Here is a 21,785-nt window from a genome sequence, read left to right on the forward strand (position 1 = left end):
ATAAATGTTGTAGTTTACAAAATCACTATTAACTAATTGTTTTGATAATTTTTATTAAGAGGTTTTTATGGGTTTCTTTTCTATTTTTAGAAAATCTAAAAGTGTATCAGTCATTCCGCTAAATGGAGTTATTGCTCCAAATATGGGTAGAAGAAAAGGTTTAAATTTAAATGAGATCGATAAGAATATAGAACAAGCTTTTTCTGTTAAAAATCTGAAGGCGGTTGCCTTGCAAATTAACTCTCCAGGTGGATCTCCTGTGCAATCAGAAATGATTGCAAATCGTATAAGGGAGTTGTCAGATAAAAACAATGTCCCAGTATTAGCATTTGTAGAGGATGTGGCTGCATCTGGTGGGTATTGGCTAGCTTGTGCAGCTGATGAAATTATAGCTAGTAAAGCTTCAATAATCGGGTCTATTGGGGTTGTTTCTTCAGGTTTTGGTTTTAATAAAGCAATAGAAAAAATCGGAATTGATAGGCGGTTATATACTTCTGGTGATAATAAAGCTATTTTAGACCCATTTTTACCAGAGAATCCTGATGACATTAAAAGATTAAAGGCGATACAAAGCCAACTTCATATTCAATTTATTAACTTTGTGAAATCTAGACGTGGCAGTAAGATTAAAGATGATAACAAAGATGTTTTTACTGGAGCTTTTTGGTCAGGCGAAAAAAGTTTAGAAATTGGTCTAATTGATTCTTTTGGTGAAATGAAAAGTGTTCTTAAAGAAAGATTTGGTAATCAAGTTAAAATAAAAGAATTTACCCCTAAGAAAAAACTTTTTGGTTTTAGTAGTTTGTTATCTGGAGCCCTTGATATATTAATTCAAAAAGTAGATGAAAAAAGTATTTTTAAGAGATTTGGTTTATAAGATGATGCTCTCAATTAGTAAAATCTTTTGGCTTTTAATTATTCTTGTTGCTGTTTGGTACACTTTTAAAATTATAGAAAAACGTAAAAGTATTTCAAAAAATAATGATAAAAGCCAGGAAGATATGAGTAAAAAAGGGATAGACGCATATAAATGTGATAATTGTGGTTGCTGGAGTCCTGGTGACAAATGTAACAATAAAAAATGTTCTAAAGAACAATCTTAAAATTGCCTTTTGGTGGTTAAAACCTTGATATGTATAATAAAGTTAATAACAGTAGTAAAATGAATAAAACAAAGTCATTTCAAAATATTCTTATGAATCTTCAATCTTACTGGATAGAGCAAGGTTGTGTTTTATTGCAGCCTTACGACTCTGAAGTTGGTGCAGGCACATTTCATCCGGGTACTGTATTACGAGTATTAGGTCCTGATCCTATTTGGAAAGCCGCTTATATTCAACCATGTAGAAGGCCGACTGATGGAAGATATGGAGAAAACCCTAATAGATTACAACATTATTACCAATTTCAAGTTATTATTCAACCGTCACCTGACGATATACAAGAACTATATTTAGATAGTTTAAATGCTATCGGTTTAAATACCAAAGACCATGACATAAGATTTGTTGAAGATGATTGGGAAAGCCCAACCTTAGGAGCTTCAGGGCTTGGGTGGGAAATCTGGTGTGACGGTATGGAAATTAGTCAGTTTACATATTTTCAACAAGTTGGAGGTATTGAAGTTAACCCTGTTGCAAGTGAAATAACTTATGGTCTAGAACGTCTTGCAATGTTTATTCAAAAAGTTGAAAATGTATATGATCTTGATTGGGATGGTATTGAAAAAACTAAAGGTGGAAAAAATTATGGGGATATTTTTTTACAGCAAGAACAAGAGTTTTCCACTTATAATTTTGAAAAATCAAACTCATCGATATTATTAGAAAATTTTAATAATGCCGAAAAAGAATGTATTTCATTGTTAAAAGATAAAGATAATCCTTTGTGCTTGCCTGCTTATGATCATTGTATTAAAGCTAGCCATGTTTTTAATTTATTAGATGCCAGAGGAGTTATTTCAGTTTCTGAAAGACAGTCATATATTTTAAGAGTGAGAAATATGGCAAGATCATGTTGCTTGGCCTGGATAGAAAAAAGTAATAATGAGTAAAATTGACGCTCAAAAAGGAGACTTGCTTGTAGAATTTTTTTCCGAAGAAATCCCAGCAAGATTTCAAGTTGGATCTGGAGAACAACTAGAAAATCTATTTGTAAAGAAACTTGTTAGTAGAGAACTAAGCTTTGATTCATGCAAAACTTATACAGGACCAAGACATCTAGCAATTATAATTAGAGATATAGACCTTGTTCAGAAAGATCAACTTGTTGAAAAAAGGGGTCCTAGATTAGGTTCAGATGAAAAAGCAATTAATGGTTTTTTAAAATCTAATAATATTAATTTATCTGACACTATTGTTAAAAAGACAAATAATGGTGATTTTTATTTTTATTTACAAAATATAGTTGGCGAATATACTGCTAAAATTTTGCCTGATATCATTAATGAGATAATATTTGATTTTTTATGGTCCAAAAGTCAGAGGTGGGCATATTCTGACTTAAAATGGGCTAGACCACTTAGAAATATATTAATTTTATTAAATGACGAGCCAGTCGAAGGGGAAATAAGAATTGGGAAGAATACATTCCTAAACTTTACAAATTTTAGCTTTGGTCACAGGCATCATAACCAAAAAATCATTGTAAAAAGTATTAATCAATATGAAGATTTATTGAAAAATAATAATGTTATAATAGATAGAGAAACTAGAAAAAATAAAATTTTAAGCGACATAGATTTGTTATTAAATGACAAGCAATTAAAGCTAAAACAAGATAACTCATTATTGGATGAAATTACAGGTTTAGTAGAGTTTCCAAATGTTATGCTTGGAACTATAGACAATGAATTCTTGAGTTTGCCTCCAGAAGTCCTCTCCACAGCAATGAAGGTGCATCAAAAATATTTTACTATATTTGATAATAAGAAAAAATTAGCTCCAAAATTCATATTCGTATCTAATGCTCTTTCAGAAAAAAATAGGAATATTAGAATAACAGAAGGAAATCAAAGAGTATTAAGAGCTAGGTTATCGGATGCTAGTTTTTTTTGGAAGGTTGATACCTCTAATTCATTAGATCATTTTAATAAAAAATTAAAAAAAGTTTTATTCTATGATGGCCTTGGATCTATTTTTGACAAAACTATACGACTTGCGAAAATTTCAGATTTTTTTGCACCTTTTTTTAATTTAGACCCTTCTTTAGCAAAAGAAGCTGCTCTTTTGTCAAAAGCTGATCTAGCGTCTGAAATGGTTGGTGAGTTTCCAGAACTTCAAGGAATTATGGGAGGATATTATTCAAAAATAAATGGTGCCATTCCTGACGTTTCCATTGCAATTTCGGAGCACTACAAGCCCAAAGGCTTGTCAGATGAGCTTCCTAAGTCAAATTTAGGAGCAATGTTATCAGTGATTGACAACATTGATACATTGACAGGTTTTTTTGTAATAAATAAGAAGCCAACCGGTTCTAAAGATCCATTCGCCCTCAGGAGGTCTGGATTTTCAATAGTTAAAATTTTGATTAAATTTAAAGTTAACATTTCAATTTCTGATCTTTTTACTGAACCTTTGAAAATATTTGATAATTCGTCTGAAATAATTCAAGATGAATTATATGTATTTATCATAGACAAATTGAGCTATGTACTTAAAAAAGAAGGTTTTGGAGATGATATAATTAAATCAATTATTGACTTGCCGGATTTATATAAAATACCATTTCAAGTATTATATAAAAGAATACAAAGTATAAAAACTATACATAAAACACAAGAGTTTAAATTTTTCTTATCTAACTTTAAAAGGTTAAATAACATTATTAAAACTAATGAATTGCCAGAAGGATCACAAATTTTTTTAGATCAAGGTCTGTTTGAAGGTTCTGAAGAGGAAGATATTTTTAAAATTAGTAATCATATAAGGTTTGAATTTGCTAAAAATAAATATCAGTTAGATAAACAAGAGGCTATCTTATATGAAATTACAAAAGCAAGCACTTTAATTAACATGTTTTTTGAAAATATTATTGTAAATCATAAGGATAATATCATAAAAAATAATAGATTGGAATTGTTAATAGGATTACGCAACATAATAATACAATACACAAACTTTAATGTATTAGGAGACTAGTCGGTTTTTACTCCAAGACCAGAGAAACGTTTGTTAAAACGCGCAACTTGTCCACCTGAGTCCAGAATTCTATGTTGACCTGTCCATGCAGGATGTGATTTTGGGTCAATATCCAGCTTGATAGTTTCACCTGCCTTGCCCATAGTAGAACGAGTTTTGTATTCGGTTCCATCTGTCATTACAACAGTAATTTCGTGATAATCTGGGTGGATATCTTTTTTCATTTTAAACTCTAAAAATTTATCTATTAATATTTAAAGACTTTTACAATTAAAAACAGCTAAATACAAGTTAATTTATTTATTTAATAAGCTTTAGACGTTGAAGGAATTTTTTTTCAAATTTCCAAAAATAATTAAATTGTCCAAACAATGTGGCTATTATTATTAACATTATTTGATAAATAGGAATTATGATTATAATTCTAATTAATAAGTATAAAGGATAGAATGTTACTAGGCTATCTAAATTGATTACAGATAAAATAGGAGATGAGACAAATAATGAACCAGATCCACTTAAAGCAAAAATTATAAAAATAATCAACAAATGTTTGTTTGATTTAGCGTTGAATCGCTTAACTAGGTTTTTTAACAATTTTATCTCTAATCATTTTAATTTTGTGCTTTGAGTGATTTTCATTTCGATACGACGATTTTTTGTTCGTGCGGTAACTAAATTTCTATTATCAATTGGTTGGAAACTACCATACCCTGATGCGGATAGTCTGTTTGGTTTAATACCTTGTTTAATCAAAAACCTTAAAACAGATAAAGCTCTTTTTGTTGAGAGCTCCCAATTATCTTTATAACTTTGCCCTGGTTTTACTGGTAAATTATCAGTGTGTCCATCTATCTGAAGGATCCAATCAATATCAGTAGGTAATGATTTTTCTATTTCCATTAAAGTTGAAGCAAGCTTAATCATTTCTAACTTACCTTTTTCTCCTAATTCATCTGATCCTAATGCAAAAAGCACCTCAGATTGAAAAACAAATCTATCTCCTACTATTCTTATTTCCTTACGCCCTTTGATAAGAGCTTTTACTCTTCCAAAAAAATCTGATTTGAACTTTTGTAGTTCTTCTACTCTTCTGGCCAAAGCTGAATTCACATCTTTTCCTAAGCTAATTACTTTAACTTTTTCTTTTTTATCTTTGGCTTTGTAAGCAGAAAGTAATGTTTGTAATTGAGACAATTTATTTCTTAACTTCAAAGAAGCAGAAATTAAGATTTTTATTTCCTCCTGGCTTGCTCTGATTTTGTTTTGTTTATCAATTATTTGACTGTCCTTGACTTTATTATCCTTTGTAAGTTGCACAAGAGTATTCTTATCATCTAAAGAATCTTGATTTTTCTGATTAATAATATCTTTTAATTTACCAATTTCAATTTGGGTCATTGATATTATATTATCCTTACCTGCAATTTCTTTTATGTATTGTGATGCTATTATTTTTTTTTCATCTAAGTCAGTTTTCAGATTAATTATTTTAGATTCCAGTATAGATAATTGTGAAGTCAATTCAGTAGTAGACTCTCTTTCAATCGAGAGCAATTCACTCAATTCTGTAAGGTTGTTCTTCAATTCAACTAAAGCTTCATCTTGACCACTCATTTTTTGTGAGAGGAAAAATTGGGATAAAACAAAAATCATTAAAACAAATATGATTACCATCAACAGACTAGAAAGAGCATCCACAAATCCAGGCCAGGTATAATCTAGGTTTCTTCGTCTTGTTTTGTTAAGTATCATTAGTGGTCTCTTTATATATTTTAATACTTATCTATTATTATTTCACTTTTTTATTTTCTAATAATTGTTTTGAAATAGCTCTTAGTTCTAAAGTCAAGTTTGACTGTAATTCTGATAACTTATCTGTATTTTGATTTCCTAAATTTTTTAAAATTGAAGAAATTTTTATTAAATGATCTTTAACATTTTTGTCGTCATCAAGTTTTTCAACGAGCCTATTTAGAACAATTGTTAATTCGCTAATATTCTCTGTGATTCTAATTTTTTCATTTTCATTTTGGTTAGCTCTTTTTGCAACATATGCAAGGTTTTCAACAGCAGATTCGCTTAAACCATTATTCCCTGGTTCAGTTGTAGTAAAAATAGCCATTTGTGATAACCAATCTTCTAATTCGTTAAAAAATCGGTTGCTAGCTTGTCCTACCTGAAGGTCTAAAAAGCCTAGTATTAGAGATCCAGCTAATCCAAATAAAGATGAGGAGAAAGCAGTAGACATGCCATCGAGTGGAGCACTTAAACCTTTTTGAATATCCATAAATAAAGCATTACCATCTTTTGATAAGTTGTTGATATTAAAATCTATAGTATTAATAACTCCCGATACAGAAGAGATAGTTTGCAAAAGTCCCCAAAAAGTACCTAATAATCCAAGAAAAACTAACAGGCCAATCATATATCTTAAAATTTCTCTACTTTCGTCCAGTCTTGATGAAACGCCATCTAAAATGGTACCTAAGGAGTTAGTAGATAAAGATGGATTGTCAGTTCTAGTTTCAGATAATACTGCTGCAACTGGAGCTAGGAGTATTGGTTTTATTTTCAACACAATATTAGCGGGCATTAAGCTATCTTTTCTTTTTATAAACTTAAGCCACTTTGATTCTCTACTTAACCTGAATGTTTGACGAAATGAAAAAATTATTCCTAATATTAATGTACTTATAATTACTCCGTTAAGGGCAGTATTTCCTTCAAATGCCTGCTTTAGAGGTTCAAAAAGAAAAAATATTAGGATAGCTACAACTATAAGTAAGAATAACATTCTAAAAGCATATTTATTTGGATTTGTCATACAATAACCCCCTGTTACATTTTACTTTGAAACATTAAAACATGACTTTTTAATGACACCAAATTTTAATTTTCATATAAGCATCATTTTTTTAAGTTATTGATTTTCTTTAATAACTCTTTGTGTATCACAGGGTTAGCACCGATATGAAAGTCGTTCGGGGCCCTGTAAGCATTGATATACTTTAGATTAGAAATGTATCCGCCTGCCTCTTTGATTAGAAGTTCTCCACATGCAATTTGGTTTTTATTTAAGTTGGTTGTGAAAAGGCAATCAATTTTTCCTGACGCAAGCCAAGCATAATTTAGAGCTGAAGAGCCAAATTCTCGAGTAACTGATGAGTTTTGTAATGCTAATTCTTTGATTATTTTAAGGTCATTTATGGCAGATGGATTATTATCTAAGTTTTGGTCATTATAAGTAGAAAAGATACAATTATTAATAGACTTTCTATTAGATACTCTTATCCTCCGGTCATTTTGAAATGAACCCTTTCCTTTTTCTGCAAAATATATTTCATCTCTAAGAGGGTCTAAAATAACAGTACATATAATTTCATTATTATATTCAACTGCAATAGATATAGAAAAGTAGGGGAAGGCGTGGGAAAAGTTTATTTTGCCATTCAAAGTATCAATTATCCAGTAGTATTTATTTTCTGAAGTTTCTTTCTCTGTTTTAGCTTTAAATTGCCAGTCTGGACGCGCTTTAGTTAAATCTTCTATTAAGCTACTTTCAATTTTATTTTCTGTGTTGGTAACAAAACGAGGAATTGAGCTTGGAGAAACTTGTAAATTTTCTATCTCACCAAAATCTCTAAGCATATTACGTGTTACTTTATTTAAAGATTGAAAAATTACATTTAAAAGTGGTGATTTATTACCCATCTTCACTCCAGAATTAATAACGAAATTTATAGAATTATTTTATGTCTTAGCTTTTTCTATATAAGAACTATCAGAAGGTCTAACCACTATTTTTGAACCAACCTCAATGTGTCCAGGGACCATAACTTTCACGTTATTGTTTAAAATAGCTGGCTTAAAGGAAGAAGAAGCAGTCTGCCCTTTAATAACGGCTTCAGTTTCTATTACTTCTAAAACACAACTATCAGGCATATTAACTGAAACAGGTTCCTCATTATAAATATTTATCATGACCATCATGCCATCCTGTAAAAAAGATGATTGTTCACCAATCATATTTTCATCAATGTTTATTTGATCAAAAGTATTATTATTCATGAAAACAAGATTGTTATTCTCTTTATATAAAAAAACATGAGGGACTTCTTCTAATATTACCCTTTCAATATTTTCAGAAGACCTAAAACGTTCATTTAGTTTAGTCCCATCTTTTAAATTTCTAAGTTCTATTTGAGCAAAAGCACCACCTTTCCCAGGTTTAACATGGCTAGTCTTTACTGCTACCCATAACCCATTTTTGTGTTCAATTACATTTCCTGGTTTAATAGTATTTCCGTTAACCTTCAAATTTTCTGCCTCTATAAATATCAATGACTTCGCTTAGCAAACTCAAAGCTTCGTTATATGGTCGTTGAAATGAATTCCTACCAATGATAGAGCCAGTTGCACCGCCTTCATATAACCCTCTTATTTCGTTTAGAAAAGAGGCTTTATCTTTTGAGTTTCCCCCTGAGAAAACAACTAGCCTTCTTCCTTGAAAACAAGATTGCACCACATGTTTAATTCTATTACTAAGGGTATCTATTTCTATATTCTCAGAAAGATAGACTTTTTTAGCCTCCTCAAGTTCAATATGAGCTGTTGGAGGTTTTACCTTTATAATATGTGCTCCAACTAAAGCGGCCATGTGAGCGGCATATGCAACAATATCAATTGCAGTCTCACCCTCTTTACTTATATCTCCACCTCTAGGGTAGCTCCAAACTACAACTGCAAGCCCAGCACTTTTTGCTTCTAAAGCCATATCCTGAATATCTGAAATCATATCTAAAGCTGCATCAGATCCTGGATAAATAGTAAAGCCAATAGCAGAACAACCTAACCTGATTGCTTCGTTAACCGAACCAGTTATTGCTTGTGATGGAGAATATTTCTCTCTTGATAGAGAGTTTGAACTATTTACCTTCATTATAAGTGGAATTTGACCTGCAAATGTATCTGCGCCAGCTTCTAACATTCCCAAGGGAGCAGCAAAAGCAGATAATCCAGCATTAATTGCTAACTTAAAATGATAGTGAGGATCGTAACCACCCTCATTCTTTGCAAAAGAACGAGCTGGTCCATGTTCAAACCCTTGGTCAACTGGAAGAATTATTAATTTACCAGTACCTGCAAGTTTTCCGGACATAAGAATTCTTGCTAAATTTGATTTAACTCCAGGATTGTCGCTTTCATAATTACTTAGAATGGATTTAATGTTTTTAGTAAACTTCATGCTTATAAAACCTATTTGATATTTCAAAGTTAATTATTGTCATCATAATATCTATAAATTAAAAATATTATAAATACTAAAAATTATATATATATATATTAATATTGAAGTGTAAGACAATTTATTTATTATTACATTAACTTAATTTTAAAGAGATGTTAGATCATGAATGATCGAGATGAACTGTTTTTAGATTTTAAAGGTATAAAAAGCGTTCAAAACGCATTTGAAGATAGTATGAAGCGTTTAGAGAAAAGTATTGCTGAAAGCATAACTAATAAACAAAAATTGGAAACTATTAAAAATGATATGCTTAATGCTAACAAAAAATTTAATGAAGCTAAAGAATGTTTGGATAAATTAAAATTAAAATTAAGAAGTACTAAATAGTAATCTGAACTATTTGAATTAGAGAATTATATGTCAAATAAAGTAACAATTAAAGTTAATATTAATAATACCATTTATCCTGTTACATGTGAAATGGGTGAAGAAGACAAACTTATTAATGCTTCAAATGAAGTTAACAAAGCGATTGAGGAACTTTCTAGTATATCAAGCGGAATAAGTGAAACTAGATTATTAGCAATGACTTCATTAGTTTTAGCAGATAAATTAAATGAAAAGGTTGATGTTATCAGTAACGAAGCGACTAACTCACATGATAACCATTTATTTCATATACGAGAACTTCTGGATTGGCTAGCAAAATCTACTGAAAGAATGAATAAGGTTGCAAAGTTATTAGAAAGCAAATAAATTATAACTTCGAAAGCTGAGCTGTTTGTTAGGAACTTTAATCCTTGGGGCCATAAGTATTCTAAGGGAGCCGTCACTGTTTTAGCCGAGGTTAAAGTAAATGGTGCCCACCTGTTTAACAGGCAACATAGGATAACTTGTCCGACGATTGTTTGGCTTTCGTTATTTGTTCCAGAGTAACTTAAATGAAAAATAATCTTAGAATTATTGCTAAACGAAAAAGAAAATTAATTTCTCTAAACTCTGAAGATAAAAATACTTTTCTGAAAAATATTAATTCTTGTTTGGATAGAGTTTTTTCCATTGAAAATACTATAAAAGAGGTTGGTTTATATTATCCTATTTTTAACGAAATTTCTCCTTTGGTGTTTATTAAATATTTTAAGGATAACAACATAACCACTGCTCTACCAGTAGTTGATATTAATAGTAATTCAATGGTTTTTAAAAAATGGTTCAAAAAAGAGAAACTACAAAAAAGTAATATAGGAACCTATGAACCACTTCTAACAAATAAAACTATTTTCCCCCAGATTGTTGTTGTTCCTATGTTAACGTTTGATAGAAAATTAAATAGACTTGGATATGGAGCAGGTTATTATGATAAATTAATATCAACCTTAAAAAGATATTTTGATAAAAAACAGAAAAATTTTATTACAATTGGCCTTGCTTATAGTGAACAAGAAACTAAAAGTATACCATATGAAAGTCATGACCAGAAGTTAGATTTCATAGTAACGGAAAAAGAAATACTATCAAAAGTAAATTAAAATTAACTTAAAAAAAAGAAGATGTTCATGAAAGTTCTGTTTATTGGTGATATTGTTGGAAGAAGAGCAAGAAACTACGCTCAAGAGAAAATTATAGAACTTAAAACAAAGTTAAAATTAGATGCAATAATAGTCAATGTTGAGAATTCAGCGGGAGGATTTGGCGTCACACCTTCAATTTGCGATGATTTTTTTCGTGTAGGAGCTGATGTGTTAACTACTGGAAACCATATTTGGGATAAAAGAGAAATAATATCATATATAACAAAAAATGATAGATTACTTCGCCCATTAAATATGATTGAAGGTACTCCAGGTTTAGGAATGACAATAGTAGATTTGGATGCAGGAAAAATTGGAGTTGCAAATATAATGACTAATTTGTTTATGCAAAAAACTGATAATGTCTTTGATAAGATCCCTGATATCTTAGAAAATTTAAAGTTAAAAAAGAATGTAGATTTTTCTTTAATTGATATTCATGGTGAGGCATCTTCTGAAAAGATGGCTCTAGGAAACGCTCTTGACGGGAAGGTCACTGCAGTTGTTGGGACGCACACACATGTGCCAACCGCAGATTATCAGATCTTAGAAAATGGTACTGCTTATATTACTGATGTAGGTATGAGTGGTGATTATAACTCCATAATAGGGATGAATAAAAAAGATGCATTAAATAGATTTTTATTTCCTCAAAATAAAAAATCAAGACTTGAAGTTTCTAATGGTGAGCCTACTTTATGCGGTGTTATTATAGAGAGTGAAATTGGTGGTTTAAGTAAATCAATCAAACCTCTAAGAATAGGAGGAAAATTAGAGCAAACTAATTTAGAATAAATTTGTAAAAATATAATAGGAGAAATTTATATGGCTGGTCACTCAAAATTTAAAAATATAATGCATCGTAAGGGAGCACAAGACGCCAGGAGAGCCAAAAAATTTGCCCGTTTGACTAAAGAATTACAAGTTGCTGTAAGAGGTGGTACAGATCCATCAAGCAATCCTAGATTAAGGTCAGCTTTATCAGCTTGTAGAGCAGTAAATATGCCTAAGGATAATATTGAAAAAGTCATAAAAAAAGCTGAATCTGGAGAAAATCTAAATTTAGAAGAAATAAGATATGAGGGATATGCTCCTGGAGGGATTGCATTAATTGTAGACGCTGTCACTGATAATCGTAACAGAACTGCATCTGAAGTCAGATCTTCTTTTACAAAATATGGTGGTAATTTAGGTGAAACTGGTTCTGTATCTTTCATGTTTAATAATGTGGGTCATATTTTATATCAAAAAGATATTAAAAATGATGATGAAATCTTAGAAATAGCAATTGAAGTTGGTGCTGATGACGTTATTTCTGATGAAATAAGCCATGAAATAATTACCTCTTTAAATGAATTTAATAATGTTAGAGATAAATTAGAAAACCTACTTGGCTCTCCTGAACAAGCTGAAATAATTTGGCAACCTGAGAATTATATTAAGGTTGATGACGAAAAAAGAGCTGCCTCAATATTAAAGCTTTTAGATACACTTGATAATTGTGAAGATGTTCAAGGTGTTTATGGTAATTTTGATATTAGCGAAGAAATCATAAATAAAGTTAATATTTAAGGAAGTTTTTAGTTTGCGTATTATTGGTATAGACCCTGGATTAAGGCATACTGGATGGGGAATTGTTGAATTCAAAAATAACAAATTAATTTATATAGGTGACGGCACTATATCACCCTCAACATCTATTTCAGATGGTAAAAGATTGTTTTTTATTAAAAGTGAATTATCAGAAATAATTTCAAAATATATTCCAAATAAATCAGCAATAGAGCAGATTTTTGTAGGATTTGGAGCTGGGTCTAGTTTGAAGTTGGGAATGGCAAGGGGTGTATCTATGTCAGTTTTAGCAGAATCAGGTTTGGACATAACAGAAATTCCTCCAAAATTAGTAAAAAAAACAATTACGGGTTATGGCTCAGCTTCAAAACAACAAATAACATCAATGATTGAAAAATTATTGTCTGTTTTACCTAAGAATGAAGATAGTGCAGATGCATTGGCAATTGCAATTTCAGCGCATCATATTGGTGATGATTATTCGGCTTCAAATTTACAACAAGCAAATAATAGTTTAGATATAGCTATTGCAAAGGCTTTATTAAAAGAAAAAAAGAAATCATAATTAAAGGATCATAAAATTTCAAATGATAGCATCTTTGAAAGGCACATTAATATCAATAGGTAAATCTGACATTATTTTAGAGGTTAATGATGTAGGATATTTTTTAAATGTTTCATCAAAATTAATTTCATCGTTAGGTGACTTAGGTTCAAACTTATCTTTGTACACTGATTTACAGATCAAGGATGATAAAATTATAATGTATGGCTTTGCAACATTTAAAGATCAAAATCTTTTTAAATTACTTCAATCTGTTCAAGGTGTAGGCCCAAAAGCTGCTCTTTCTATTCTATCAACTCTAAATGTTGATGAAATTATTTTAGCAATTTCTTCTGGTGATAAAGCAATGATTGCTAGGGCTGACGGAGTTGGCCCTAAGGTTGCTGGAAGAATAACTGCTGAATTGTTAGATAAAATCTCAACTTTTAGTATTAATAAATCTCATGAAATTATTAATAACCAAAAATCAGATAAATTAATGAATCAGTTGGATCTAGAAAATAATTTCAATCAGGATGACTATGAAAATGTAGTGGAAGATATCATTTCAGCACTAGTAAATCTAGGGTTTGGCAGGAGCGAAGTTTTCACAGTTGTGATGAAAATTAAAAAAGAGTTTAGTATTAATAAAAAAAACCAAGAATTTACAGTTAATAATATTGTACCTTTAGCTCTCAAAGAATTATCAAGGTGAACTAAATGAAGGATGAAGGCAAAATTGAAAATAGGCTAATTGATTCTGATATAATTCAGAAAGATGAGAGTTCTGATTTAAGCTTAAGGCCCCAAAAACTCTCCGAATTTATAGGTCAGCCACAAGTTCAAAAAAATTTATCTACTTTTATTTCTGCTGCTGGTCATAGAGAAGAGGCAATGGACCATAGTTTGTTATTTGGTCCTCCGGGCCTTGGAAAAACAACTTTAGCACAAATAATATCTCATGAATTAGGTGTTGGCTTTAGATCAACTTCAGGACCAATTATAAATAAAGCTGGTGATTTAGCAGCTTTGTTAACAAACCTTCAGCCAAAAGATGTATTATTTATTGATGAAATTCATCGTCTTTCGCCTAATATAGAAGAGATATTGTATCCGGCTATGGAAGACTTTCAGTTGGATTTAATAATTGGTGAAGGTCCATCAGCAAGAACTATTAAAATTGATTTGCCTCCATTTACTTTGGTAGGAGCAACGACCCGGTCTGGATTATTAACTACACCATTAAGGGATAGATTTGGCATTCAAATTAGAATGGAGTTTTACAATTCAACAGATTTAGTAAAGATTTTACTCAAGTTAGCCACAAAATTAAAAGTTAATCTAAATAATGATGGAGCTTATGAAATTGCAAAAAGATCGAGAGGAACGCCAAGAGTTGCAGGTAGATTGTTAAGGCGTGTAAGAGATATTTTATATGTTTCGAAAGACGACATTATTGATTATAAGTTTGCAGATAAAGCCCTTGCTCAGTTGGACGTGGATAAATCTGGATTAGACGCCATTGATAGAAAGTATTTGAATGTTATAATAGAAAAATATCAAGGTGGTCCTGTAGGTTTAGACACGCTATCAGCTGTTTTATCTGAACAAAAAGATATGATTGAAGAAGTAATTGAGCCTTATTTATTGCAACGTGGTTTGATACAGAGATCATCAAGGGGTAGATTTATATCTGCTTCGGGGTGGAGGCACCTGGGCTTTGAACCACCTTCAAAAGCAGAAGAACAAGCTGACATGATGAACACACCAAATAAAATATAATTATTTTTAAAACTTAATGAATAATAATTTTGAAAATTTAGATGGATCTATTACAGGCAATAAACACTTTTATAGACTAAGAGTGTTTTATGAAGATACTGACTCTGGTCAAATTGTCTATCATACTAACTATTTAAAATATTTTGAAAGAGCCCGTTCTTCTTTATTAAATTTGTTAAAAATTGATCAATTTAATTTAAAAAAAGAATTTGATATAATCTTAGTAGTTAAAAAAGTAGATGTTAATTGGTATAAGTCTGCAAAGTTGAATGATAAGCTTGTAATTGAAACTTGCCTTAAATATGCCAAAAACTCCAGTATAACTCTTAATCAAATTGCATTTAAATATGACAGCAATAATCACGAACATGAGTTGTTGGTTTCAGGCGTTATACAAATAGTTGCTATTAACAGTCAAAATAAAGTAAGAAGAATGAATACGATATTAAATCATAAATTTTTTCAAAATAAATCATAAAGATAAATAAAAGGTTTGAATTATGGCTAATGAACTGCAGGCCCCACAAGTTGATATAGAAAAAATTTCAGAAGGTCATGATCTATCATTGTTGGGATTGATTGCAGACGCTGATATTTTTGTCCAATTAATAATGTTTTTGCTAGTAATAGCTTCAATTTGGTGTTGGACCATAATTATTAATAAATCGAAGATAATTAGAAAAGAAAAAAAAATATCTGCAAACTTTGAAGTTAACTTTATAAATGAAGATGTAGATGATGATGAATTATTTGATTTTTATAAAAGTGAGATAAAAGATCATAATCAGTTAAATGCTCAAGTAAAAATCTTTATGCTAGGTATGATTGAATTTAATAAAATTCATTCCAACAATTTGCTTGCAAGAGATAAATACAAAATAAAAGAACTTTTTCAAAGAATCGAAACAGTATTACAAATAGAAATTGCTAAAGAAGTTGAAAAATTAGAAAATGGAATGAGTTTTTTAGCTTCAATAGGTTCTGTTGGTCCATTTATTGGTTTGTTAGGTACAGTTTGGGGGATAGTAAATGCTTTTCAGTCAATTGCCATCAGTAATAACACTAGTCTTGCAGTTGTAGCGCCTGGTATAGCAGAAGCATTATTTGCTACAGCTCTAGGATTATTAGCTGCAATTCCTGCGGTTGCCGCTTATAATAAATTTTCAAATGACTTAGATAAAATTACTAGTAATTTAGAATATTTTTCAATTGAGTTTTTATCAAAAAAACTTAATGAGATGGAAAAAAAACATAATGTCTAATCGAATGCTTTTAAAAGGTTTACGAAAAAAAAATAAATCAATTAATCAGATTAACGTTACGCCATTTGTTGATGTGATGCTTGTATTGTTAATTGTGTTTATGATTACTGCGCCTCTTCTAACAGTAGGAGTTTCAGTTGATCTTCCAAAAACTAAAGCAGCTCAGCTAAATCAAAAGGGTGACCCAATTGTAGTTAGTATAAAAAAAACTGGGGATTTATATTTGCAGGAAAGAGTGATTGACACAGTTCAGTTATTGCCTCGTCTTAAGGCTATCTCTGCTGGAAATAAAAATCTTAGAATATATGTAAGAGGTGATAAAGATGTCCCATATGGTATAGTTTTAGAAACTATTGCAAAAATTAAAAGCTCTGGTTTTAAGAAGGTAGCACTAGTCGCGAAGTTAAAAGAAAGTTGAGGCAATGGTTAAGTCAACTTTTATTTCAATAGGGCTTCATGTTTTTTTTATATTAGTTGCCTATTACGGCTTGCCCTCATTTAAAGTTAAAGAACCTTTCGAACAACCTATTGATATTGTAGAAGATACTCTTGTGGGCGCTAAAACTGTTCTTAAACTCGGAAATCCTAATAAAGAAGTTAAAAAAATAAAAAAAGATATAGTCCAAGAGGATAAAGTTAAAAAAACACCTCCTTCACCTCCTCCATTACCTAGTAAAAAAATAATTGATAAAAAAAACATAGAATTGAAAAAGAAAAAAAAACTTAAAGAAATAGCTGAACTAATTAAGAAAAAGCCAAAGTCTAAAATTGAGAAAAATAAAAAAGTTTCTGTACCAAAAGTAAAAACCAAGCCCAGAGAAATAAAGAAAAAACAAAACAAAATTTTAGCTAAGGGAATATTAAAAACACTTACAAAACCTCAGCCAATTATAAATAAAGATAAGATTAATAAATCACAAAATAATAATAAAAATGTTTTGAATAAATTAAAACAAATAGTAGGAAACACATCTAAACGATCTTTGGAAACAGAGGCTAAACTTACTCAAACGGAGATAGATAAACTTCGGAATTATATCAGTAAATGCTGGGATACCTCAATTGGTGCAAGTGAAGTGAAAATTATCATTCCTTTGAAAATAAGTGCCAATATGGATGGGTCAGTTAATAGTGTAGAAATTGATGATCAATCTCGTTACGTTAAGGATACTTTTTATAGAGCAACAGCAGATTCTGCAAGAAGGGCAGTACTTGACTGTTCGCCTTTACCTTTGCCTAAAAATAAAGCTTCTCAATTTAAAAGCTTCTTTTTTGACTTTGATACCTCATTTATATATAGGTATTAGGTATTTTTTGATGGCTTGCCATAATCATGCCTTATAAAAGTAATTAATAATATAATATTATATTTTAGATGGGATTTATTTTGAATAAAAACTTAAAATTAATAGTTCTTAAAATTTTAATTTTAATTTCTCCTTTGTTAATCAATCAGGTTGTGGCCCAGGATTTAAGAATAAAAATTAGCTCAGGACAGGTGGAGCCGCTACCAATTGCTATTGCAGATTTTACTGGACAAGGGGGCAAAGCAAATGAAATAGGACGAAAAATTTCTGAGGTTATTTCGAATAACTTAGTTGGATCTGGACAATTTAAAGCACTTGAAAGCGCTGCTTTTATAGCTCCTCCTACGAGCCCATCAGTAAGACCTAATTTTACAGACTGGTCTCCATTAGGTGTAAAGGCTTTAATTACTGGCTCAGTAAAAAATATAAATAACCAACAGGTAGAGGTAGAATTTAGGCTTTGGGATGTTGTTGCTCAAACTGATCTCATAGGTTTAAGATTGATTGTTGACTCAAATGCGTGGAGGAGAGTGGCTCATATAATCTCAGATGAAATCTTTCAAAGATTATCAGGAGATAGTGGTTATTTTGATACAAGAATAGTTTACGTTGCTGAATCTGGTCCGCAAAATAAACGTTTAAAAAGACTTGCCATAATGGACCAAGATGGTGAAAATCATCAATATTTAACAGATGGTAGCTTCTTGGTGTTAACACCGAGGTTTTCTCCTACAACTCAAGAGATTACCTATCTAGCTTATTTTAAAAATGAACCTAGAGTTTATATTTTTAATCTAGAAACAGGTCAGCAAGAATTGTTGGGATCCTTCCCTGGAATGACATTCGCTCCAAGATTTTCTCCATCAGGTGACAAAATTATAATGAGTTTAGCTACAAAAGGTATAACAGATATTTATACTATGAATTTAAATAATCAAAAAGTTACAAGATTGACAAATAATAGTTCAATTGATACGTCACCTAGTTTCTCACCTGATGGGAAACGCGTTATTTTTAACTCAGACCGAGGTGGTTCGCAGCAAATTTATATTATGGATTCTAAAGGTAATGATGTTAAGAGAATATCTTTTGGAAAAGGTAGATACGCAACGCCGGTTTGGGCTCCAAAAGGAGATTTAATAGCATTTACTAAAATGTTAAAAAACAAATTTTACATAGGTGTTATGTCACAAGATGGTTCTAATGAAAGATTGTTAGCAGAAGGTTATTTAGTAGAGGGACCAACCTGGGCTCCAAATGGAAGAGTGTTGATGTATTTTAAACAAGATGCCCCTATTGATGATGGAAAGAGTGCTAGTGTTAACTTATATAAAATTGACATTACTGGTTTTAGAGAAACAAGAATTATTACGCCTAGTGACGGCTCGGATCCAGCTTGGTCACCTTTATTGCCGAATTAAAAGTTAGAATTTTCTAAAAAAGTTGAATGTTATAATAAATTGAGTTAATGTCAAAAAAAATTTATATTATTCAAATATTGATCAACTGTTTAGTTTTAAGGAGAGTATAATGAAAATGAAAATTATTGCTATTATAGGGGCTGTATCTTTGCTTTCAGCTTGCGAAACAGCATCTCAAAAGGTGGTTACAGGTTCCAATTCTGGATCTGCCTCTAGCTCAGTTGATAAAAAGAATAGTTTGTTTTCTCAAGCTAAACAAACAGCTGCTGATAAATTAATTGCTGTAGGTGATAGAGTTTTATTTGATTATGACTCTTCTAAGTTAGACTCAAGTGCAAAAATACTTCTTGACGCACAATCTAGGTTTTTAAGAGCTAACTCTGACTTAAACTTTATAGTAGAAGGTCACTGTGACGAACGAGGTACCCGTGAGTATAACTTAGCCTTGGGTGAACAAAGAGCAACGGCAGTTAGGGATTATTTAGTTATTCAAGGAATTGACCCTGATAGAATTAAGGTTATTTCCTATGGAAAAGAAAAGCCAGCTGTTGTCGGTTCAAATGGTATGGCTTGGTCTAAAAACAGACGTGCTGTTACCATTATAAATTAATATTAATAAATCTCTATTAATATTTCTTTCCATATTTTTATGTGATGATCATTTTTTAATTTCATGGATTGGTAGTAATGTTTAAGCATTTTAGAAATATTTTGTTATTCACCCTACTATTTGCTGGGCCAGTCATGGCCCAATCGATTGAAGGTTTGAAGGATATTGTTTCCATTCAACAAGAAAAAATATTGAGAATGGAAGATAATATTAAAAAATTAGTTGGGTCTCTCGAGCAACAATCAAATTTTGGTACACAAAATAAAAATCTGAAAGTTTTAGAAAACCAAGTGAATGAATTAAGTTCTAATATCAGGCAATTAGAAAATAATGTTAAAAACATTACAAACTTGTCATATAATTTAGACTTTGCACTAAAAAGAATAGAGCGTCATTTGGAATTGAAAGCTATTCAAGATGATAATACTAAAGAAGTAAATGACTTCAAATCTGAAGCTAAACCAACTTTTCAAAAACAAAAAATTGAAAATATAAAAAAGAAAAGTTTGGATGGAAAAACAGATGGCGTTTTAGGCTTTATTAAAGAAGTTCCTGATACAGATGCTAAAAATCAAAAAAAAGTTCCTGATACAAAAGTTGTTGATAATAATGATGCTTTAAAATCACCTAAAGTGACAGCTGAAGAAAGTTATAATTATGCTTTAGATTTAGCTAGGCAACTTGATTTCGAAAATGCCGAGAAAGCTTTCAAAGAATTTCTTATTAGACATAAAGATAATAAGCTACAGGCGGATGCCCAATATTGGTTAGGTAGAGTTTATTTTGCTCAAAAAAAATATGAGGAAGCGGCCATTGCTATGGCAGAATTTAACAGTATTTTCCCTAATGACCCACGTTTTCAAGAGACGACGCTGCTTATTGCAGAAGCTGCAGTTAATTTTGCACCTAAAAATCAATTGTGTGATATTCTGAATCAGTCATTAGAATTTATGGTTAACCCATCAGAAAAATTTGTTAAAAGGATAAATTCTTTAAAGAATGAAAAAAAATGCTCTGCTGAATGATAGAAAATTTTAATGATAATTTCAGAGAGCTATGTTTAAATTTAAAGATTGATGAAAGAAAGTTTATCCTTGGTTTATCTGGTGGAATAGACTCAATGGCCTTGTTAAGCCTTCTTAAACGCTTCATAGTATCTAATAAAAGTTTAAAAATTGAAGTTTTTCCAGTAATAATTGACCATGATTTAAGATCAAACTCTTCAAATGAAGCTAAAGCTGTTCAAGATATAGCAATAAGCCATGGATTTAAAACAATTATAAAAAAAATTATTATCAAAAAGCCAAGTGGTAATATTCAAAATTGGGCTAGAAAAGAAAGAAGAAGAATACTATGCGATGTAGCTTTTGAATTTTCAGCTAATTTAATTTTAGGTCATCATATAGATGATTTGGTAGAAACTATATTTATGAGATCAGTTAAAGGTTCAGGTATTGAAGGTCTTATAGGTATGCAAGATAGAATGATTTGGAATGATACTTTAATTTTAAGACCGCTTATATTTTTCAAAAAACGTCAGATAATAGATTATGTAAATAGTAATAATGTTATCTTTTTTGAAGATCAATCCAACTTTTCGTTAAAATTCGAGAGAACCAGGGTTAGAGAAACATTAAAGAAAATTAGTGTGAGCAACTGGCCTACTATATCAAATGATATAATAAAATTTAGTTTACTTAATAAACAGCTTTTATTAAAAATTAATGAAATTTTTAGTAAATGGGTTCAAAATAATATATTGATTGATAATAGGGGAGCAATAAGGGTTGATTTTAAGAATTTACAAAATATTTTTGAAAAATCTAATTTATTTACTATTAGCATTTTTGGTAGAATAATCAAAACTGTGGGAGGTAACGAATATGCGCCTAAAAGAGAAAAAACATTAAATTGTTTAAAACATATTTATAGTCCTGTATTTAAAAATACAAATTTAGGAAACGTTAAAATATCGTTAAAGAAATCATATTTATTTTTTACTAGAGAAAATAGAAACATAAATTTTGATATAGAAATAATAAAAAATAAAAAATATATTTTTGACGGGCGATTTTTTTTAACAAGTAAATATTCTGGTAATTTAATTAGTTCAGAGTTTCATAATTTTGAAGGTGTGAAAAATAATAATCCTTTTGCAGAATGTGAAGATGATATAAATAATACAATTCCTTTTATGTCAACTCTTGAAGGAGCGACCATCAAACCCTATTTTAATATATGTGGTGGTAAATCACATATTAAAACTAATTCTGAAGGTAAGCCTTATGAGCTTACCCTCATTAACACTGCATTTATGTAAGCGTCA

The 21,785-nt window shown here is 30.4% G+C and carries 27 protein-coding genes and 1 other RNA gene; 21 read left to right on the forward strand and 7 right to left on the reverse strand.

Annotation, left to right across the window (positions count from 1 at the left end):
* The first annotated feature begins 67 nt into the window (after positions 1-67).
* From ABXT66_RS01960 to glyS, 4 genes are read left to right on the forward strand one after another with little or no spacing between them, the layout of a single operon-like run.
* Positions 68-877: a S49 family peptidase gene (locus tag ABXT66_RS01960; protein WP_443643987.1), complete on the forward strand. Its 810-nt coding sequence runs from the start codon at positions 68-70 to the stop codon at positions 875-877.
* Between the two features lies 1 nt (position 878).
* Positions 879-1,103 (forward strand): hypothetical protein, encoded by a 225-nt coding sequence (locus tag ABXT66_RS01965; protein WP_443643988.1) that lies wholly within the window; start codon positions 879-881, stop codon positions 1,101-1,103.
* A 59-nt stretch (positions 1,104-1,162) separates the two neighbouring features.
* A complete protein-coding gene (locus ABXT66_RS01970; RefSeq protein WP_443643989.1) occupies positions 1,163-2,053 on the forward strand; it encodes a glycine--tRNA ligase subunit alpha in 891 nt (296 codons plus the stop codon).
* Positions 2,046-4,139 (forward strand): glycine--tRNA ligase subunit beta, encoded by a 2,094-nt coding sequence (gene glyS / locus ABXT66_RS01975; protein WP_443643990.1) that lies wholly within the window; start codon positions 2,046-2,048, stop codon positions 4,137-4,139. The genes ABXT66_RS01970 and glyS overlap by 8 nt, the downstream gene beginning before the upstream one ends.
* Here glyS and rpmE read toward each other — a convergent pair.
* The 7 genes from rpmE to ABXT66_RS02010 all read right to left on the reverse strand — a co-directional run bounded on the left by rpmE (position 4,136) and on the right by ABXT66_RS02010 (position 9,387).
* A complete protein-coding gene (gene rpmE / locus ABXT66_RS01980; protein ID WP_443643991.1) occupies positions 4,136-4,363 on the reverse strand; it encodes a 50S ribosomal protein L31 in 228 nt (75 codons plus the stop codon). The two genes, glyS and rpmE, sit on opposite strands and share 4 nt — an antisense overlap.
* Before the next feature lie 76 nt (positions 4,364-4,439).
* Entirely contained in the window at positions 4,440-4,736 is a 297-nt protein-coding gene (locus ABXT66_RS01985) for a DUF6787 family protein (protein WP_443643992.1), read from the reverse strand.
* 12 nt (positions 4,737-4,748) lie between these two features.
* Positions 4,749-5,894 (reverse strand): peptidoglycan -binding protein, encoded by a 1,146-nt coding sequence (locus ABXT66_RS01990; RefSeq protein ID WP_443643993.1) that lies wholly within the window; start codon positions 5,892-5,894, stop codon positions 4,749-4,751.
* A 37-nt stretch (positions 5,895-5,931) separates the two neighbouring features.
* Entirely contained in the window at positions 5,932-6,966 is a 1,035-nt protein-coding gene (locus ABXT66_RS01995) for a MotA/TolQ/ExbB proton channel family protein (RefSeq protein ID WP_443643994.1), read from the reverse strand.
* An 83-nt stretch (positions 6,967-7,049) separates the two neighbouring features.
* Entirely contained in the window at positions 7,050-7,853 is an 804-nt protein-coding gene (locus tag ABXT66_RS02000; protein WP_443643995.1) for an inositol monophosphatase family protein, read from the reverse strand.
* Positions 7,854-7,892: 39 nt separating this feature from the next.
* Entirely contained in the window at positions 7,893-8,459 is a 567-nt protein-coding gene (gene efp / locus ABXT66_RS02005) for an elongation factor P (RefSeq protein WP_443643996.1), read from the reverse strand.
* Complete coding sequence (locus ABXT66_RS02010; RefSeq protein WP_443643997.1) at positions 8,449-9,387, reverse strand: class I fructose-bisphosphate aldolase; 939 nt, start codon at positions 9,385-9,387, stop codon at positions 8,449-8,451. Before ABXT66_RS02010 ends, efp begins: the two co-directional genes overlap by 11 nt.
* A gap of 165 nt (positions 9,388-9,552) precedes the next feature.
* Here ABXT66_RS02010 and ABXT66_RS02015 point away from each other — a divergent pair, with 165 nt between their 5' ends.
* From ABXT66_RS02015 to tilS, 17 genes are all read left to right on the forward strand, one after another.
* The gene (locus ABXT66_RS02015) at positions 9,553-9,777 is read left to right on the forward strand and encodes a hypothetical protein (RefSeq protein ID WP_443643998.1); all 225 of its coding nucleotides are present in this window, start codon (positions 9,553-9,555) and stop codon (positions 9,775-9,777) included.
* 30 nt (positions 9,778-9,807) lie between these two features.
* Positions 9,808-10,146 carry a cell division protein ZapA gene (locus tag ABXT66_RS02020; RefSeq protein WP_443643999.1) on the forward strand — a complete coding sequence of 113 codons (339 nt, stop codon included), beginning with the start codon at positions 9,808-9,810 and terminating at the stop codon, positions 10,144-10,146.
* 10 nt (positions 10,147-10,156) lie between these two features.
* A non-coding RNA gene (ssrS, locus tag ABXT66_RS02025) (6S RNA) lies at positions 10,157-10,309 on the forward strand.
* A 22-nt stretch (positions 10,310-10,331) separates the two neighbouring features.
* The gene (locus ABXT66_RS02030) at positions 10,332-10,919 is read left to right on the forward strand and encodes a 5-formyltetrahydrofolate cyclo-ligase (RefSeq protein ID WP_443644000.1); all 588 of its coding nucleotides are present in this window, start codon (positions 10,332-10,334) and stop codon (positions 10,917-10,919) included.
* A 27-nt stretch (positions 10,920-10,946) separates the two neighbouring features.
* Positions 10,947-11,756, forward strand: a complete 810-nt coding sequence (locus ABXT66_RS02035) for a TIGR00282 family metallophosphoesterase (protein ID WP_443644001.1) — start codon at positions 10,947-10,949, stop codon at positions 11,754-11,756.
* A 30-nt stretch (positions 11,757-11,786) separates the two neighbouring features.
* The gene (locus tag ABXT66_RS02040) at positions 11,787-12,533 is read left to right on the forward strand and encodes a YebC/PmpR family DNA-binding transcriptional regulator (protein ID WP_443644002.1); all 747 of its coding nucleotides are present in this window, start codon (positions 11,787-11,789) and stop codon (positions 12,531-12,533) included.
* A 13-nt stretch (positions 12,534-12,546) separates the two neighbouring features.
* Complete coding sequence (ruvC, locus tag ABXT66_RS02045; protein ID WP_443644003.1) at positions 12,547-13,098, forward strand: crossover junction endodeoxyribonuclease RuvC; 552 nt, start codon at positions 12,547-12,549, stop codon at positions 13,096-13,098.
* A gap of 22 nt (positions 13,099-13,120) precedes the next feature.
* On the forward strand, positions 13,121-13,792 hold the full coding sequence (ruvA, locus tag ABXT66_RS02050; RefSeq protein WP_443644004.1) for a Holliday junction branch migration protein RuvA: 672 nt from the start codon (positions 13,121-13,123) through the stop codon (positions 13,790-13,792).
* Between the two features lie 5 nt (positions 13,793-13,797).
* Positions 13,798-14,859, forward strand: a complete 1,062-nt coding sequence (gene ruvB, locus ABXT66_RS02055) for a Holliday junction branch migration DNA helicase RuvB (protein WP_443644005.1) — start codon at positions 13,798-13,800, stop codon at positions 14,857-14,859.
* A gap of 16 nt (positions 14,860-14,875) precedes the next feature.
* Positions 14,876-15,337: a YbgC/FadM family acyl-CoA thioesterase gene (locus tag ABXT66_RS02060; RefSeq protein WP_443644006.1), complete on the forward strand. Its 462-nt coding sequence runs from the start codon at positions 14,876-14,878 to the stop codon at positions 15,335-15,337.
* A 22-nt stretch (positions 15,338-15,359) separates the two neighbouring features.
* Entirely contained in the window at positions 15,360-16,121 is a 762-nt protein-coding gene (gene tolQ / locus ABXT66_RS02065; RefSeq protein WP_443644007.1) for a protein TolQ, read from the forward strand.
* Positions 16,114-16,539, forward strand: a complete 426-nt coding sequence (locus tag ABXT66_RS02070; RefSeq protein ID WP_443644008.1) for an ExbD/TolR family protein — start codon at positions 16,114-16,116, stop codon at positions 16,537-16,539. The genes tolQ and ABXT66_RS02070 overlap by 8 nt, the downstream gene beginning before the upstream one ends.
* A 4-nt stretch (positions 16,540-16,543) precedes the next feature.
* Complete coding sequence (locus tag ABXT66_RS02075; RefSeq protein WP_443644009.1) at positions 16,544-17,428, forward strand: hypothetical protein; 885 nt, start codon at positions 16,544-16,546, stop codon at positions 17,426-17,428.
* Positions 17,429-17,496: 68 nt separating this feature from the next.
* Complete coding sequence (gene tolB, locus ABXT66_RS02080; RefSeq protein ID WP_443644010.1) at positions 17,497-18,849, forward strand: Tol-Pal system beta propeller repeat protein TolB; 1,353 nt, start codon at positions 17,497-17,499, stop codon at positions 18,847-18,849.
* 109 nt (positions 18,850-18,958) lie between these two features.
* Positions 18,959-19,459, forward strand: coding sequence for a peptidoglycan-associated lipoprotein Pal (gene pal, locus ABXT66_RS02085; RefSeq protein ID WP_443644011.1), 501 nt, complete (start codon positions 18,959-18,961; stop codon positions 19,457-19,459).
* 77 nt (positions 19,460-19,536) lie between these two features.
* Positions 19,537-20,484: a tetratricopeptide repeat protein gene (locus tag ABXT66_RS02090; RefSeq protein ID WP_443644012.1), complete on the forward strand. Its 948-nt coding sequence runs from the start codon at positions 19,537-19,539 to the stop codon at positions 20,482-20,484.
* The gene (gene tilS, locus ABXT66_RS02095) at positions 20,481-21,779 is read left to right on the forward strand and encodes a tRNA lysidine(34) synthetase TilS (RefSeq protein ID WP_443644013.1); all 1,299 of its coding nucleotides are present in this window, start codon (positions 20,481-20,483) and stop codon (positions 21,777-21,779) included. Before ABXT66_RS02090 ends, tilS begins: the two co-directional genes overlap by 4 nt.
* Positions 21,780-21,785 lie beyond the last annotated feature (6 nt).

Origin of the sequence: Candidatus Levibacter sp. Uisw_134_01, from assembly GCF_047717795.1 — a bacterium.
In the GTDB taxonomy this organism is placed as follows: Bacteria; Pseudomonadota; Alphaproteobacteria; order Puniceispirillales; family Marisalimonadaceae; genus Marisalimonas.